Source organism: Bacillus sp. FSL R10-2201, assembly GCF_038008665.1.
Taxonomy (GTDB): Bacteria; Bacillota; Bacilli; order Bacillales; family Bacillaceae_G; genus Bacillus_A; species Bacillus_A mycoides.
Map to the genome: position 1 here is coordinate 3,839,848 of NZ_JBBOZP010000001.1, position 16,227 is coordinate 3,856,074.

Annotated in this window: 15 protein-coding genes and 1 riboswitch; of the genes, 7 read left to right on the top strand and 8 right to left on the bottom strand. The window is 34.3% G+C overall.

Features of this window, described 5'->3' with window-relative positions:
* Positions 1 to 461: 461 nt before the first annotated feature.
* Positions 462 to 1,115: a diguanylate cyclase domain-containing protein gene (locus NSQ69_RS19685; RefSeq protein WP_050000349.1), complete on the bottom strand. Its 654-nt coding sequence runs from the start codon at positions 1,113 to 1,115 to the stop codon at positions 462 to 464.
* A gap of 162 nt (positions 1,116 to 1,277) precedes the next feature.
* On the opposite strand from NSQ69_RS19685, the gene NSQ69_RS19690 reads away from it, so the two are divergent.
* Positions 1,278 to 1,511, top strand: a complete 234-nt coding sequence (locus NSQ69_RS19690; RefSeq protein WP_002014824.1) for a phage holin — start codon at positions 1,278 to 1,280, stop codon at positions 1,509 to 1,511.
* A gap of 31 nt (positions 1,512 to 1,542) precedes the next feature.
* Here NSQ69_RS19690 and NSQ69_RS19695 read toward each other — a convergent pair whose 3' ends face one another.
* Positions 1,543 to 2,043 carry a hypothetical protein gene (locus tag NSQ69_RS19695; RefSeq protein WP_002033821.1) on the bottom strand — a complete coding sequence of 167 codons (501 nt, stop codon included), beginning with the start codon at positions 2,041 to 2,043 and terminating at the stop codon, positions 1,543 to 1,545.
* A gap of 552 nt (positions 2,044 to 2,595) precedes the next feature.
* On the opposite strand from NSQ69_RS19695, the gene NSQ69_RS19700 reads away from it, so the two are divergent.
* The 3 genes from NSQ69_RS19700 to metE all read left to right on the top strand — a co-directional run bounded on the left by NSQ69_RS19700 (position 2,596) and on the right by metE (position 7,615).
* On the top strand, positions 2,596 to 4,137 hold the full coding sequence (locus tag NSQ69_RS19700; RefSeq protein ID WP_002014821.1) for an MDR family MFS transporter: 1,542 nt from the start codon (positions 2,596 to 2,598) through the stop codon (positions 4,135 to 4,137).
* Between the two features lie 91 nt (positions 4,138 to 4,228).
* Positions 4,229 to 4,786 (top strand): PadR family transcriptional regulator, encoded by a 558-nt coding sequence (locus tag NSQ69_RS19705; protein ID WP_002128898.1) that lies wholly within the window; start codon positions 4,229 to 4,231, stop codon positions 4,784 to 4,786.
* A gap of 222 nt (positions 4,787 to 5,008) precedes the next feature.
* Positions 5,009 to 5,196, top strand: a riboswitch (cobalamin riboswitch).
* A gap of 130 nt (positions 5,197 to 5,326) precedes the next feature.
* Entirely contained in the window at positions 5,327 to 7,615 is a 2,289-nt protein-coding gene (gene metE, locus NSQ69_RS19710; protein WP_002014819.1) for a 5-methyltetrahydropteroyltriglutamate--homocysteine S-methyltransferase, read from the top strand.
* A gap of 41 nt (positions 7,616 to 7,656) precedes the next feature.
* Here metE and comJ read toward each other — a convergent pair whose 3' ends face one another.
* Both comJ and nucA read right to left on the bottom strand, forming a co-directional pair.
* On the bottom strand, positions 7,657 to 8,046 hold the full coding sequence (comJ, locus tag NSQ69_RS19715; RefSeq protein ID WP_002088359.1) for a competence protein ComJ: 390 nt from the start codon (positions 8,044 to 8,046) through the stop codon (positions 7,657 to 7,659).
* A 38-nt stretch (positions 8,047 to 8,084) separates the two neighbouring features.
* Entirely contained in the window at positions 8,085 to 8,519 is a 435-nt protein-coding gene (gene nucA / locus NSQ69_RS19720) for a DNA-entry nuclease (RefSeq protein ID WP_341099618.1), read from the bottom strand.
* Between the two features lie 236 nt (positions 8,520 to 8,755).
* Here nucA and NSQ69_RS19725 point away from each other — a divergent pair, with 236 nt between their 5' ends.
* Positions 8,756 to 9,499 (top strand): DUF3967 domain-containing protein, encoded by a 744-nt coding sequence (locus NSQ69_RS19725; protein ID WP_002014816.1) that lies wholly within the window; start codon positions 8,756 to 8,758, stop codon positions 9,497 to 9,499.
* Positions 9,500 to 9,558: 59 nt separating this feature from the next.
* On the opposite strand, the gene NSQ69_RS19730 is transcribed toward NSQ69_RS19725, so the two are convergent.
* A complete protein-coding gene (locus tag NSQ69_RS19730; protein WP_002014814.1) occupies positions 9,559 to 10,833 on the bottom strand; it encodes a sensor histidine kinase in 1,275 nt (424 codons plus the stop codon).
* A gap of 309 nt (positions 10,834 to 11,142) precedes the next feature.
* Between NSQ69_RS19730 and NSQ69_RS19735 the strand changes: the two genes are divergently transcribed.
* Together NSQ69_RS19735 and NSQ69_RS19740 are read left to right on the top strand one after the other, a co-directional pair.
* On the top strand, positions 11,143 to 11,343 hold the full coding sequence (locus NSQ69_RS19735) for a hypothetical protein (RefSeq protein ID WP_000929276.1): 201 nt from the start codon (positions 11,143 to 11,145) through the stop codon (positions 11,341 to 11,343).
* A 234-nt stretch (positions 11,344 to 11,577) separates the two neighbouring features.
* Positions 11,578 to 12,741, top strand: a complete 1,164-nt coding sequence (locus NSQ69_RS19740) for an aminotransferase A (protein WP_002128899.1) — start codon at positions 11,578 to 11,580, stop codon at positions 12,739 to 12,741.
* A gap of 4 nt (positions 12,742 to 12,745) precedes the next feature.
* Here the strand turns inward: NSQ69_RS19740 and malR are convergent, their stop codons facing one another.
* From malR to malC, 3 genes are all read right to left on the bottom strand, one after another.
* Entirely contained in the window at positions 12,746 to 13,777 is a 1,032-nt protein-coding gene (gene malR / locus NSQ69_RS19745; RefSeq protein ID WP_002014809.1) for a maltose operon transcriptional repressor MalR, read from the bottom strand.
* Positions 13,778 to 14,059: 282 nt separating this feature from the next.
* Positions 14,060 to 14,902, bottom strand: coding sequence for a maltosaccharide ABC transporter permease MalD (malD, locus tag NSQ69_RS19750; RefSeq protein WP_002088365.1), 843 nt, complete (start codon positions 14,900 to 14,902; stop codon positions 14,060 to 14,062).
* Positions 14,903 to 16,204, bottom strand: a complete 1,302-nt coding sequence (gene malC / locus NSQ69_RS19755) for a maltosaccharide ABC transporter permease MalC (protein ID WP_002088367.1) — start codon at positions 16,202 to 16,204, stop codon at positions 14,903 to 14,905.
* Between the last annotated feature and the right edge of the window lie 23 nt (positions 16,205 to 16,227).

Here is a 16,227-nt window from a genome sequence, read left to right on the forward strand (position 1 = left end):
ACGAAGATCATCAATAATTATTTATACTGCTTGTACAATTTTCGTACTTAAAATTATGTAATGTCTTAAAACATAAAGGTATTTTCCTTAATCTTACCTACTGCAAGAAACACTATAATGTTTCACCTGATAAAAGATGATCGTTGACCTCTCACGTCTATCATTCCCTTTCTCACTTTCTATCAAATAACCTCTTTGTCCATTTTACATAGTGCAAAGGGGACCTCGCAACTCTTACAAAGATTCTTTTAATTTCTTAAAAAGGAAAAGTGTAGAGCATGTTTTCCTCTACACTTTTAAACTGAAAACATTGTGCAAAATGCATTGACACATCCACACACAATTATATGCTGATTTCATATATTTTTAAAGACTTTTGTTACAAAAAAAAGTTTTCTTGTAACAAAAGATAAAAAAATGTTACAAAAAATCTTTATATCATACTTCTTTAAATCAAAGTTTCATTCATGACTTTGCAAGTTTCTATAATTATACAATTGATTTTGTGCCTTTCTAAACAAATCTTCAAAAGTTTTCCCTTCTATAGGATAACTTGCAGCCCCAAATAATAGTGTGACACTTAATAAATCATTCGCTATTTCATTTTGAATATTTTTGATTAATCTACTTGTTATTGTTGACTTTTCATAGCCATTATCAACAGCTACGATAACATATTTATTTTCATCCCACCTCGTAACTACATCGCCTTTTCGAACTGTCTTTACAATTGTACGTTCTACTCTTTGGACTAGCTCATCTAACTTTTTTTCTTGCACTGTGTCTTTTAATACATCCCATTCTTTTACGGAAAGAATATACACTGTAATATTACGAGAATCTCTTTCTGATAAAGCAGCTACTTTTCCAAAAAAATCAACGACAAAATCGTTATTCGTCATTCCTCCTACTTCAATATTTACACGCGTATTCGTTCTTTTATCGTACCAATGTCCAAAATAATAGCTTAGTATCATTTGCAATATATAAATAATAAAGACGGTTAAAAATGATCTCGAATCTAGCTCAGCAATTACATCCTGAAGTGCAATCCATTCTGTAACCGCAACTGTGTTCCCAAGTAATAACCCACTAATTTTCCCTTTATGTTTCATACTCTCCCCCTTTTATACCAATATATGTTTCTATAACAATAATGTTTTTCTATAAAATAAAAAATGTACATATTTAATGTACATTTCTACTTAAGCTTGTATACCTTTTCTATTTTATTTCATATATATACTATATATCGTTTTTAGGAAGGAGTGACCTATATGCCTCAAAAAGAAAATCTATTAGATATTATGCGCTTACTAGCTGGCTTTTTGTTATCATTAAAATTACTATTTAACTCTTTCGGAATAAACTTCATTACAAACGATCAAATTGACGCTATAGTAAATGTTATTTCATTTCTATTCATTCTATATTTTGGATACAAAAATAACTATATTGGAAAAAAGGGAGTGGAACAAAAGAAATTACTCAAGAAGCACAATCTTCATTAAAGAAGGAACCTTTCGCACAGGTTCCTTCTTATCATTTTCTGACAACCACTTCATTTGTTTGTAGCGGTCCATATGATACACCTTTATATTGAAATGTATATGTAGCCTGAAATAATGAATTGGGAGGAGCTTTATCTTTATTTGCTTTTATTTGACAAATTAATTCTACCTTTTCATTCGGTGATAAATTATCGATTCGCCACCTTACAAGCTGAAATAAAAACTCACTTATTCCCTTATCTGCTTTTAAAGAGTTTGGGATATACGCGAAATAATCACGAATCATATGACTTACAACTACTCGCGAAATCATTTCAACGCCTTTATTTTCAACTTCAAGTCGAATAATTAGTATGTCATTAACATCATAGATCATCTCATACGAAAATTTTTCTTTATACATACTACGGATTTGCAATGTGACTGCTACATCGGATGCTTCCGTGTCCTTTTTAGAACCATCAATCCACAAAACCGGCTGTAACGGTATAGAATACCTTCCTTGATCCGAAATTCGTTTCCATATTTTCATAATATATTCACCTCATTCCAGATATATCATCTATACAACTGTATTCTGCCTCTCGATGCAATGAACTACACTTAGAAAAAATATTTAGCTTGTTACAAATCATATTAAATTTTTCTTTTCCTTTTATCCTATTCGACAATATAAAGAAAAAACCATTTTTAATAGGTTGACACAGGTTATACTTTATTAAATATTTTTTTACAATTTCCTTCCTTGACTACATAACAAAATAAATTCTTACTCTCTTTTGGTCAATATAATAAAGTGAAACTTTAATCAGTGGGGGTTTTGTCCATCCCCCACTGATTATTAGCTTTTACCAATCGGGCTTTAACGGGCAGTTAAAGCGGGATAAAATAATTTGGCGGTAGAAAACATTTGCCTTTTAGTCAAATTTGACTATAATATAATTTATGATTTCCATCCTTTATATCATGTCAGTGCAATTTTTTATAAAATGAAGAGGAACTATACAAACTGTACATAAAGTTTTTTTATGCATTGCACTAAAAAACTTAAGTTAGTTTAATTTTTATTAAAGGAGGGCTACTTTTGGAAGCACAACTATCAAAAAACGATTCAAGTAAAACAAAATTTGTTGTTGCTGGTTTACTACTTGGTATTCTAATGGCAGCAATGGATAACACAATCGTCGCAACTGCGATGGCAACGATTGTCGGAGACTTAGGAGGGTTCGACAAATTCGTTTGGGTCACATCCGCCTACATGGTAGCAACAATGGCCGGAATGCCTATTTTCGGTAAGCTGTCTGATATGTACGGACGGAAACGCTTTTTTATTGGCGGATTAATTCTCTTCTTATTTGGTTCTGCACTTTGCGGGACAGCATCAAGTATTGAACAACTAAGTATTTATAGAGCCATTCAAGGAATTGGTGGCGGCGCTCTTATGCCTATCGCATTTACAATTATGTATGATATATTCCCGCCTGAAAAACGAGGAAAAATGACCGGACTATTTGGTGCTGTTTTCGGAACATCTAGTGTTTTCGGACCTTTATTAGGTGCTTACATTACAGATTATATAAGTTGGCACTGGGTCTTCTATATTAATATTCCGTTAGGACTTATTTCCTTCTTCTTCATTACTAAATACTATAGCGAGTCTCTAGAATATCGAAAACAAAAAATTGACTGGGCTGGTGCTATTACGCTTGTCATTAGTATCGTTTGCTTAATGTTTGCTTTAGAACTTGGTGGTAAAGAATATGCATGGGACTCTAATGTGATTATTGGTTTATTTTCAACTGTTGTTATTCTGCTTATTATTTTCTTCTTCGTAGAAAGAAACGCAACCGAGCCTATTATTTCTTTCCATTTATTTAAAAAACCTTTATTTGCAGCTAGCCAAGGTGTTGCCTTTTTCTATGGCGCAGCTTTTATCATCTGTACAGTTTATATTCCAATCTTCGTTCAAGGTGTTCTCGGTGGTTCAGCCTCAAATGCTGGGTTAATTTTGACACCTATGATGGTAGGATCTGTAATCGGAAGTCAAACTGGTGGACAATTAGCTTCACGAACAAGTTATCGTAACATCATGACAGTATCTGGAGTTTTCTTCGTTCTTGGTATTTATTTACTAAGTACTTTAACTATGGAAACACCTCGTACACTCGTAACAATGTTTATGGTGCTTGCTGGACTTGGAGTTGGATTCTCCTTCTCAGTTTTAAGTATGGCATCTATCCACAAATTAGAAATGAGAGATCGCGGTTCTGCTACATCCACGAACTCATTCTTCCGTTCACTTGGAATGACCCTTGGCGTCACGATTTTCGGTACGATTCAAAATCATGTTTTCACTGATAAATTAAAAGCAGTCTTCCCTCCTGAACTAGAAAAAATGGCTCCTAAAGGTGGAGACACAAGCTTTTTATTATCACCAAATGCTACTGAAAAGCTACCTCCTGAAGTACTGAGCGGAATTAAAGAGGCTCTTGCAACATCTATTGCTAATACATTTTTCTGGGCACTTATCCCAGCTACGCTAAGTATAATTTGTATTTTACTTATGGGAAATGAACGTCTTTTAACAGGACCAAAAACAAAGCAAAAACAAAAACAAGTAAGCTAATATAGAAAAACGAAACGGTATATCCCTTTATGAAAGAGGATATACCGTTTATAATATATATAAAGTTTCTATATACAGGAGTTGAGACAGCATGAGCATGAAGTTAGTCATTCTCGGCTTGTTACTCGAAGGAGATAAACATCCCTATGAAGTGCAGCACATAATGAAAGAAAGACAAATGGATTGTTATATTAAATATGCCAAGGGATCGCTATACTACGCCTTCGAGCAATTAGAAAAACAAGGTGCGATTAGCATTACCAATATTGTTAGAGATACGAATAGACCAGATAAAACAATCTTCCATATAACAGAGGAAGGAAAAGCCCTTTTCCACACCTTATTATTAAAACAATTTGAAGCGAAAAACCAAATATATAAACCTATTTATTCAGCGCTCTCTTTCGCTCACTTTAGCGACGAACAAGCTCTAGTTCCTATTTTGAAAAAAAAGAGAGATGATACAATGCTCTATTTACATACAATGCAAACGATATACGATCATAATAAACAACTAGTTCCTCGTGCTCAACTATATATTCTACAAAGCGTCATTGAGCATATTAATGTTGAATTACGTTGGCTAAACACGCTCTTACAAGATGCAACTGCAGGTCGTCTTTCAGAAATAGGTGTAGATAATGATTAAGTTTTTCTAAAAGAGGTGCCTCCTCTTCTAGAAAAACTTAACACTATAATTATTCCTCGCAACTCAAAACACCCTCATTTTAATAATAAATAAACATTAAAAAACTTAATTTTCCGAATAAAAAGAAATGAAAAACTTTAGAATTTTCTTATTTTAAAACAGTGGACAAAATTCCGAAAATTGTGTTAGAATTTGTTTCAATATCATATCGCTTGTTAAATTCCTTTCAAAAGGAAAATAGGTACACGAATATTTCACTTCGTGTTTAAAAGGGAAGTTTGGTGAAACTCCAACACGGTCCCGCCACTGTAAATGCTGAGATTTCTTTTTTGTGCCACTGTGAAAACGGGAAGGTGAAAGAAATTATATGAAGCATAAGTCAGGATACCTGCCTATTTTAACAACACTGATAGACTCACGGATGATGATGAGGTGTTAAGAACAAAAAGGAAGGCTTATTTTTCTATGCCTTTATGCTTTTTGTTATAGGTATTTCCGAGTAAACGGAAATGCTTACTTTCAATTAGGGAGGAATTTAAAATGGCAATTCAAACAAGTAACTTAGGTTATCCACGTATCGGACTACAACGAGAGTGGAAAAAAACATTGGAAGCTTTTTGGTCCAATAAAATTGATGAAGAACAATTTTTAACGACAATGAAAGAAATTCGCCTTCAACACGTCAAAGTACAGCAAGAAAAGGGAATTGAATTAATTCCAGTTGGCGATTTTACATATTATGACCACGTTCTGGATACGGCCTACATGTTAGGATTCATCCCGTCACGTTTTTCAGAGTTTACCTCTTACCTTGATGTATATTTTGCAATGGCACGCGGCTCTAAAGATCACGTTGCTTCTGAAATGACAAAATGGTTTAACACAAACTATCATTACATTGTTCCTGAATATGAAGAAGGATTACAAATCTCTTTAAAAGACAATCGTCCTCTTCGTTTATATGAAGAAGCGAAAAAAGAGTTAGGCGTTGATGGAAAACCAGTTATTTTAGGCCCTTATACATTCCTAAAACTAGCAAAAGGTTATAACGAAGAGCAATTTGCCACTATTTTAAAAGAGCTAGTTGCACCTTATGTACAATTATTCTCTGAATTACACGCAGCTGGAGCACAAATTATTCAAGTTGACGAACCAATCTTCGCCTCTTTAACAAAAGATGAAATTAATCAAGCGAAAGAGCTTTACGAAGCTATTCATAAAGAGGTTCCAAATGCTAATCTTCTTCTACAAACATATTTTGACAGTGTAGAAGAGAACTATGAAGAAATTATTGCATTCCCTGTTTCTGGTATTGGATTAGACTTTGTTCATGGCAAAGAAGGTAATGTAAATGCTATTTCAAAATACGGATTCCCAGCTGATAAAATTTTAGCTATCGGTTGTATAGATGGCCGTAACATTTGGAGAGCTGATCTTGATGATGTACTTTCTTTATTTACAACATTACAAAATCAAATCACAGCAAAAGGTTTAATTGTTCAACCTTCTTGTAGCTTATTGCATACTCCAATTGATAAAACGGAAGAAACGCACTTAACAAGTGAATTATTTGATGCACTTGCATTTGCTAATCAAAAATTAGAAGAACTAGTCCTTATCCATTCTGCTCTTACTAAAGGTGTAGAAAGCATCAGTAGCGATTTAACAACATATCGTAATGCACATCATGCAATCCGCTCATCAGCTGCACGTAATCGTGAAGATGTAAAAGTGGCACGTACATCACTTAAAGAAGATGATTTCTCACGTCCTCTTCCATTTGAAAAACGATATGAACTACAGCAAGTAGCTTTACAATTACCGTTGTTACCAACAACAACTATTGGTAGCTTCCCGCAAACATCTGAAGTTCGTCAAACACGTAAACAGTGGCGTAACGGCGATATTACAAATGAACAATATAATCAATTCATTGAAAAAGAAACTGCAAAGTGGATTCGTTACCAAGAAGATATTGGTCTTGATGTACTAGTACATGGTGAATTCGAAAGAACTGACATGGTGGAATATTTTGGAGAAAGACTTGCTGGTTTCTCCTTTACTAAAAACGGATGGGTACAATCATACGGTTCTCGTTGCGTAAAACCACCTGTTATTTATGGTGATGTTGCCTTTATAAGTGGAATGACTATTAAAGAAACTGTATATGCACAAAGCTTAACAGAGAAAGTAGTAAAAGGTATGCTAACTGGACCTGTCACTATTTTAAATTGGTCATTCGTTCGAAATGATATTTCAAGAAAAGAAGTTTCATATCAAATTGCATTAGCACTTCGTCATGAAATTGAGTTACTTGAATCTTCCGGAATTAGAGTAATCCAAGTCGATGAACCTGCACTTCGTGAAGGTATGCCGTTAAAAGAAAAAGATTGGGATGCATACATTACATGGGCAGTTCAATCATTCCTTTTAGCAACATCTTCTGTAGAAAATGAAACACAAATTCATACTCATATGTGTTATAGTAACTTCGAAGATATTGTAGATGCAATTCGAGCGTTAGACGCAGATGTTATTTCTATCGAAACATCAAGAAGTCATGGAGAATTTATTAATACATTAAAGCATACAACATATGAAAAAGGAATTGGTCTAGGGGTATATGATATTCATAGCCCACGTGTCCCAAGTAAAGATGAAATGTTCACAATCGTAGAACAATCTTTACAAGTATGTGACCCTAAATATTTCTGGATTAATCCAGACTGTGGTTTAAAAACACGAAGAACTGAGGAAGTTATACCTGCTTTAGAGCACATGGTTCAGGCAGCAAAAGACGCTCGTTCTCTCCTAAAAACAAACGCATAATAAAAAAACGTGTTATCCTTCAAAAAGGATAACACGTTTTTTTATTCTACACTCTCAAAATAGAAGTCGTATTGTACTTTATACAATTCATCGTCTGATGGCTCTTCAAGAGGAGTTGCCTGCAAGACTATCATATATTCCCCGTTCGGAATAGGAATATGATATTTATTAGAAAGAATACTTGTTATATATACTTCTTCATTCTTCACTGTGAAAGGAACTGATATCGTTCTAACCACTTCTTCTTTCTCAATATGATTTCCACAAGTAACTTCCACTTCACAAGTATAGTCAGAGATTGCTTCAAAAATAATAGCTCCATCCACCTCAGCATAGCCTCTTTCAAAATCTTCAGGAGTCCAATCTACATAAGGCTGCTGACCATCATAGTTCATTATCATTAATTGCGAATATGAAATTGTTAATTCCATAACTATCCCTCTCTCCACTATGAAATGTATGCCAATTACTATTTCACTTCAAATTTCACACGCGTACCATCTGGATATTTGTCTAGCTTATTCCCTACCCAAGAACCTGCACCGCGGTTATCTGCTGGACTTATATATTCAATATGAGCTCCTTTTCCGCCTTCCTTACACATCGCCATCGGCCATTCATCACGATCATAACCTTTCTTCGTCGGATATGGCGCTAACGATACTTTCCTTCTATCCGCTGCACCATTACGATCAATTGTACACATTTCCGAATGTCCTTCTTTTATAGCATCCGTTATATGTTTCCCGGTCTCTGGATATCGTTCTTTCGGGAACTCTAGAATTTGATCATACGTAGTTGTTTTTTTAGTACTTGTCTCCTCTGGCACAAGTACTTCATATACCGCTACCAAAAGAGAAAGAATTGCAATAATTGAAATGATAATACCTTTAAATTGCTTCATGTGTACCTCCGTGTTCCTACCAATTTCTTTTCCTCAGTTATTATAACAAACTTCTTCTATGTATGTTTTCAGACATTATTTTAGCTCTTCCTCTCCATTCCGCCAAAAACATTCATTTTTCTTCATCTTTTCACTAATGCTGTAGAAAACTAATAACCTTCCGACATTCTTTTTCAAAGGAAGTCCACATAAAAGGTTGAAATGATATATACGATACTTTTTGGGGAGGAACTATCATGGAAGCTATTTATAAAACGAAAGATGTTACAAATAAAACAGGTATCCCAAAACATATAGTCCGAAAATATAGCCAACTCTTAGAGGAACACGGTTATATCATTTCAAAAACAGCTGATGCTCGTATTTATAAATTGGATGATTTAAAACTATTGAAATCTATACATGAAAGAGCTGCTACATTACAAGAGGACATTTCAGAAACAATACCTATTATTTTAAAAGAAAAAGAGGCCCCACCTGTACCTGTTATTCAAGATAAGCAAGAAGTGCAACCAAAAGAAGATGGGCGTAACTTTGAGGAGTTCATGCTAAAACTTGAAATGCTTGCTCAATTAAATGAAGCAATTATTCATCAAAACTCTACTCTCATTACACAAAATCGTTTAAAAGACGAGAAATTAGATGAACTAATGCAACAAGTTTATGTAAAAGAAGGCTCACAAGAAAAAATGTTACAAGATCTAGTTGTTCACGCCGCTCAAACAGATGCACTCCAAAAAGAAAAGATGGACTTATTAATGAATCATATGTATAAGCGAGAATCCAAACAAGAAGAAAAAATGAATAAACTTGTCAATCAAATTTACAATAAAGATAGCAACCGTGATACACAACTTATGCAAGTTATTCGCGAAATTCAAGAAACAAAAAGATTAGTCGCCGCCTCAAAAGAGCAAAGCTTCTTTCAATCATTTAAAAGTTTATTCGTTCGAACAAAACAAGAAAAAATAAATGAATGAAATTTTGTATCTTTTTCTAATGCACGATAAAATAAAAAGTTACCTTCTATCGGTAACTTTTATTCCTTATATCGTACAGCTGGCAATATAATAATAGCTTCAGTTCCTTTTCCGCTTTCACTTTTATATTCCAATGTGCCATTATGCGCTTGTAAAATACTAAATGTTACCATAAGGCCTAATCCTGTTCCTTTTTCTTTTAAAGAATAATACGGTTGTCCAAGCCTTACTAACTGTTCTTTTGTCATTCCAACACCACTATCTTTAACTCTTATTATTATCAATTCATCTTTTTGAATAGCTGTTACTTTTAAATACCCTTTGTTTCCTTGAATTGCTTCAATACCGTTTTTAACAACATTCATAATAGCTTGCTTCAATTTCGTCTTATCGCCGATAGTATAAAGGCTCTCAGAAATCTCAACTTGCAAATAAACGCCCTGCATCGCTGCAAATGATGACATAAGAGTTGTCATTTCAATTAATTGTGCTGATAAACAAATATGTTCTTTTTTTTCAATTTGAGGCCTTGCTAAATTTAAATAATCTGAAATAATCTGTTCAGCACGATCCAGTTCAGCTAATACGAGACGCATATAATCTTTGTTTTTTACGTCTTCCGTACTCTCTAGCAATTGAATAAACCCTCGTACAACAGTGAGAGGGTTTCGAACTTCATGTGCAACACTTGCAGCTAACTCACTTACAATATTAAGTTTTTCTGATTTTTGCATTTCTGTACGCAATAATGCATTTTCGTTTAAATACTCAGTCAAATACACTTGAAATACCATTGTCATAACCATAATAAGTGATGCAAATATATACCCACTATATAGATTAGATATGTACGGTGTAAAACCTGTTTCTAAAAGGACATTCAACATCCCGACTACTAATGAAACAAGAACATAAAATGATGCAATCATAAAAGCTAATATTAGCTTCTTATCTCTTGAAAAAAGAGACCATTTCTTTGACAAAAATAATGGAATTATCGAAAGAAATATAACTTCTACCATAGGCAACCAACTAAGCCCCTTAAAAATCCATTCATATGCAACATAAATAATGGCAGGGATGAGCCCAACAATCCCACCATATAAAAAACCACTAACAATTGGGACTGGATGAAAATTGTATCCGCAAACGGTACCAAAACAAATAGAGTATGTCATGGAGAGAACGAGTGTAACGCTAGATAAAAACATAATAAAGTAGCGATTAGGCTTCGGAAGCATTCCTTGATAACGATTTAAACGAATCGCTTCATATAAAAATAGTGGTAAAATAATGATGGCAATTTGGATCATTAAATCACGAATCAGCTCCATAGCCTCTCATCCCCTATATGTATTTTGATATGATTATATCATTTTATAAGTCTATTTGTTTCAAAATTTTGATTTTTCTTAACATCTTTGTTAATTATTTGTTAACAACTAATAATAAATGTTACAAATTTCCGAAATGATTGTAAACCCTGTACCAAATTTCCTTCGTGCAGTATACAATGAATACGGATTACAAAGAAAATAAAAAACACTTCACTAGACGGACAACTATCGCAAAATACAGCATATAATCCATACTATCTATGTTTACAAATAAGTGATCATTACTTTAGTAGGAGGAAGATAAATATGGCGGGTACTACGCTTGTTTTAAAAGAAGAAAATTTGGTTGTGCTAGAAAACGTTGAAAAATCAGTATACGAAGAATTGCAACATAAAGCAGGGGACGAAGACTGTACATGTGCTGTAAATGAATCCGTTGTCCATCTTGGCAAAGTATCTTCCGTACTTTGGAACGAAGATGAAATAGATTGGGAATACGGTTATTAAAAAGTCGCTTGCAGCGGCTTTTTTTGTGTTTATGCTTAAGTGAAACTTTAATTAACTCACACAGCTTATACTCTTATAGATATTTGAACCCTCACATAATTTCTTACTTCCACTGAATTTTAAGATACGATTCTTATCTTTCACAAATAGCGGGGGAAATTTTATAAACAAAGCGTAATAGTTGAAAATATGATAAAATGAACTTAATTTTCAAACGGAAGAAAGGGAGATACAATGGAACAATTCATTAATCCTAGAGTGAAGGACATCCAAATTTCTGGAATCCGTCAGTTCTCTAATATGATTCAAAACTATGATAATCTTATCTCTTTAACAATTGGGCAACCCGATTTCCCTACACCTTCTCTAGTAAAAGAAGCAGCTAAACGGGCCATTACAGAAAATTATACAAGCTATACACATAACGCTGGTTTACTAGAATTACGCAAGGCAGCTTGTAACTTTGTAAAGGACAACTACAATTTACATTATTCACCTGAAAACGAAACCATTGTTACAATCGGTGCTAGTGAAGCGATCGATGTTGCATTCCGAACTATTTTAGAACCAGGAACGGAAGTAATTTTACCTGCTCCTATTTACCCTGGTTACGAGCCGATTATTCGACTATGTGGTGCAACTCCTATTTTTATAGATGTTCGCGAAACTGGATTTCGTTTAACAGCTGAAGCATTGCAACATGCAATTACAGAACGAACAAGATGCGTCGTTTTACCGTATCCTTCTAATCCAACTGGTGTTACCTTATCAAAAGAAGAATTAGAAGATATTGTATCTGTCTTAAAAGATAAAAATATTTTCGTTCTTTCTGATGAAATTTATAGTGAACTTGTATATGAAGAAAAACACACATCTATCGCTCATTTCCCAGAAATGCGTGATAAGACGATTGTCATTAACGGCTTATCAAAATCACATTCTATGACCGGCTGGCGTATCGGACTTTTATTTGCTCCAGAATATTTAGCAAAACACATATTAAAAGTTCATCAATACAATGTTACATGCGCTACTTCAATCGCTCAGTATGCTGCAATCGAAGCTTTAACAGCTGCTAAAGATGCCCCGAAGATGATGCGCTATCAATACAAAAAACGCTGTGATTACGTATATAATAGACTCATTCAAATGGGTTTAACGGTTGAGAAGCCAACAGGTGCATTTTATTTATTCCCATATGTTGGACATTTAACATCTTCATCATTTGATTTTGCACTTGATCTTGTAAAAGAGGCTGGGCTAGCCGTTGTTCCTGGAACCGCATTTTCCGAATACGGTGAAGGCTACCTTCGCCTTTCCTATGCTTACAGTATTGAAACTTTAAAAGAAGGCTGTGACCGTTTAGAAGCCTTTCTAAAGAAAAAAGCTAAGAGTTAAACTCTTAGCTTTTTGTTGCATAATGATCACAAGTTTGACGCTTCAATAATTTATGCGGAATAATAATGCATTTTGAAGTAGATTCAGAATGCTCCACCTTATCAACTAAAGCTTTTGCCGCTTCATACCCTAATTGATAAATATTCACATCAACTGTCGAAAGTGGTGGACTAGCAATTTCTGATAATAAAGCATTGTTAAAGCTTACAATCGAAACATCTTTCGGTACAACAAATCCTTTTTTAGAAAGCGCACTTAACACGCCAAGTCCAATTAAATCATCCGTTGCCATAATTGCCGTCGGTGGTTGCTTTAGTCCCATTAATTCCTCAACAGCCTGTTGACCACTCTCTCTTGAAAAATCAAAGTGTAAAATATACTCTTTCGGCAATAGAATATCTGCTAGTTTCAAAGCATCACTCATCCCCGCCAAACGATCTCTCGTTACAAGTAAATCTGATCCACCGCCGATGAATGCGATTTGTTTATGGCCTAATGAAATCAAATATTCCGCTACTTCTCTTGCAGCTGTATAATTGTCATTATCTACATATGTAATTTCATCTTTTCGATCATATGGTTTTCCAATTAAAACAAACGGGAAGTTTTGGTCATGCAAGTATTGAATAATCCGATCGTTCTCTCTTGAATATAAAAGAATAATACCACCGATTTGACGCCCTTGTACCATTTTTACAACACCATTAAAAATTTCATCTTCCGTTTCACCAGTCGACATATAAAGCGCATACCCTTCCACATGTGCAAATGAACTAATTCCTCTTATAACTTCTGGGAAAAATGGATTTTGAAAAGCTTTACTTGCAGAACTCGGCATAACAAGACCAAGTGTCTTCGTCGTTTGGTTCGCAAGGTTTCTTGCATTTAAATTTGGATGATACCCTAATTCACTCATTACTTTTCGAACACGGCGCTTTGTCTTTTCACTTATACTTGGATTATCAGCAATTACACGAGAAACAGTTGATGGTGCTACGTTCGCCTTCTTCGCCACATCTTTAATTGTAACTGTCATAAAAATCCCCTCCTTTCACTTCTCTGCCATTTTCATATATTTTATCTTGCACCCGTTGCAAGTCATAGGAGAAGTCATAAACTGTCATTTATTTATTCTATCTTGCAAAACTTATCATATTCTCCCTCTCCATGTATTGTAAGGGATATAGCTCTTTTTTCCTATACTATAATATACTATTTATTTCACTTCTTTTCATATGCGATGTCAAATCTCTTTTCATCTCTCTATAATTTTTTTATAGAGAGATGAAAAGAAAAATGGGACATAATGTCCCATTTCTCATCCTTTCGTACCTCCAGCTGTTAAACCAGAAATAAAGTATTTTTGTAATGATAAGAATAAAATCGAAATCGGGATTGCAATTAATACGGAACCAGCCGCAAACGTCGTAAATTCATTACCAAATTTCTTCGCTACCATTTCATAGAGTCCAACTGCTAAAGTGTAATTTTCCGGCGTGCGTAAAATAATACTTGCTAAAATGAAATCTGTAAATGGACCGATGAAAGTGAATAATGCTACAACCGCTACGATTGGCTTTGCAAGCGGCATAATGATTTGCCAAAAAATACGGAAGTGTCCTGCTCCATCCATGCGGGCTGACTCATCCAACTCTTTCGGAATCGTATCAAAATACCCTTTCATAAGCCAAGTATTCATTGGAATTGCTCCACCTACATAAATTAAAATTAATGCAAGATGTGTATCAATTAATCCTGTTAACTGCGCTAATACATATAGTGCGATTAACGCTGCAAAGTTCGGAATCATTTGTAGAATTAAAAATGTTAATAAACCATTTTTTCTTCCGACAAAACGATATCTCGAAAATGCATAAGCAGTAAAGCTAATTGCTAACACCGAAAAAATCATCGTCATAACACTAACTTTTAACGTATTTTTATACCAAAGTAAGTAATTACTTGAATCAAGATCAAGTAGCTTACGATAATGATCTAACGTAGCATTTTTTGGAATAATGCTAGAACCAGACAAACTATCTCCTGGATTAAACGATGAACCAATAATCCATAGTAATGGATAGAAAATAATCGCACACATTATGAAGATAACCAAATAACTTAATGAAAGACGTAACATCTTTTGTCGTTTAATATTCATTTACATCATATCCTCTTCTTGGAATGATTTTGTTCTCTTAAATTGCCATAACGCAACTGTAATAACGATTAACGATAAAATCATTGTAAGAGCTGCTGCTTTTCCGTACTGCGCTGAAGTCATCGTTAACTTATAAATCCATGAAATTAAAATATCCGTTCCACCTGCATCTTGCCCCGCTACAGCAGGACCTCCGCCGTTAAATAGATAAATGATACTAAAGTTATTAAAGTTAAACGTATATTGTGTAATTAAAATTGGTGCTGTTGCGTATAAAACAAGTGGCAATGTAATTTTGCGGAACTGTTGCCAAGCAGTTGCTCCATCTACTGTAGCCGCTTCATATAATTCTCCTGGAATCGATTGCAATATACCTGTTGTCATTGCAAATACGAATGGGAAACCGAGCCACGTTTGGATCATAATTAAAGCAATCTTCGCCCAAAACGGATCTGTCATCCAAGCAATCTTTTCAATCCCGAATAAAGCTAATACTTGATTATTAATTGCTCCAAATGTTTCATTAAACATACCCGAGAAGACAAGAATAGATACGAATGCTGGAACAGCCCACGGTAAAATGAAGATTGTTCGAATAATTGCCTTACCTTTAATACCAGGCTGATTTACGATAATCGCTAAGAAAATACCAAGTGCAACTTGTAATGTTGTTGCAACAAATGTCCAAATGACAGTCCAAGAAAATACACTTAAAAATGTCTCTCTCCACATTGGTAATGTGAAAATATCAATAAAGTTTTTAAAGCCCACCCAATCTACTAATTTAGCTGGAGGAGAGTGATATAAGTCATAGTTCGTAAATCCAATTAAGATTACAAAAATGATTGGAAATACAACTACAAAGATTAGTAATAGAAATCCTGGTGAAACCATTAAATATGGAAAACCTTGATCTAATAAGTTACGGTATTGCTCTTTTACTGAGTTTAATGGTGTTCCTATATCACGTTTCTTCCCATTTTGGTATGCATCATATAAGTTAAATCCATATATTCCGAGTCCAAACACTATGACAATAAGTGCCAAAATCCCTTCTACTAATAGAAAGACAGAATGGTCACGTGGAACTTCTGTACCGAGCGTTACAATTCCCCATAATCCCATATTTAACAAATCAGCAAATGCTACAATAAATGAACCTGTTAATACTAGAAAAATAAGACCTTTTACAAATTGTTTATTATATATTTGGCCCATGCCTGGAATAATAGATAACATGGTCGCCATTTTCCTATGTTTCGAACCATTCATATCTTTCATTGGTTCCATAGATGTTTGCATGTTCCTTCCCCCTTTTTTCTTCC

Bases quoted from the DNA above. Each gene is read 5' to 3' on its own strand.
- NSQ69_RS19685 (WP_050000349.1), bottom strand. From the start codon at position 1,115: ATGAAACATAAAGGGAAAATTAGTGGGTTATTACTTGGGAACACAGTT.
- NSQ69_RS19690 (WP_002014824.1), top strand. From the start codon at position 1,278: ATGCCTCAAAAAGAAAATCTATTAGATATTATGCGCTTACTAGCTGGC.
- NSQ69_RS19695 (WP_002033821.1), bottom strand. From the start codon at position 2,043: ATGAAAATATGGAAACGAATTTCGGATCAAGGAAGGTATTCTATACCG.
- NSQ69_RS19705 (WP_002128898.1), top strand. From the start codon at position 4,229: ATGAGCATGAAGTTAGTCATTCTCGGCTTGTTACTCGAAGGAGATAAA.
- metE (WP_002014819.1), top strand. From the start codon at position 5,327: ATGGCAATTCAAACAAGTAACTTAGGTTATCCACGTATCGGACTACAA.
- comJ (WP_002088359.1), bottom strand. From the start codon at position 8,046: ATGGAATTAACAATTTCATATTCGCAATTAATGATAATGAACTATGAT.
- nucA (WP_341099618.1), bottom strand. From the start codon at position 8,519: ATGAAGCAATTTAAAGGTATTATCATTTCAATTATTGCAATTCTTTCT.
- NSQ69_RS19725 (WP_002014816.1), top strand. From the start codon at position 8,756: ATGGAAGCTATTTATAAAACGAAAGATGTTACAAATAAAACAGGTATC.
- NSQ69_RS19730 (WP_002014814.1), bottom strand. From the start codon at position 10,833: ATGGAGCTGATTCGTGATTTAATGATCCAAATTGCCATCATTATTTTA.
- NSQ69_RS19735 (WP_000929276.1), top strand. From the start codon at position 11,143: ATGGCGGGTACTACGCTTGTTTTAAAAGAAGAAAATTTGGTTGTGCTA.
- NSQ69_RS19740 (WP_002128899.1), top strand. From the start codon at position 11,578: ATGGAACAATTCATTAATCCTAGAGTGAAGGACATCCAAATTTCTGGA.
- malR (WP_002014809.1), bottom strand. From the start codon at position 13,777: ATGACAGTTACAATTAAAGATGTGGCGAAGAAGGCGAACGTAGCACCA.
- malD (WP_002088365.1), bottom strand. From the start codon at position 14,902: ATGAATATTAAACGACAAAAGATGTTACGTCTTTCATTAAGTTATTTG.
- malC (WP_002088367.1), bottom strand. From the start codon at position 16,204: ATGCAAACATCTATGGAACCAATGAAAGATATGAATGGTTCGAAACAT.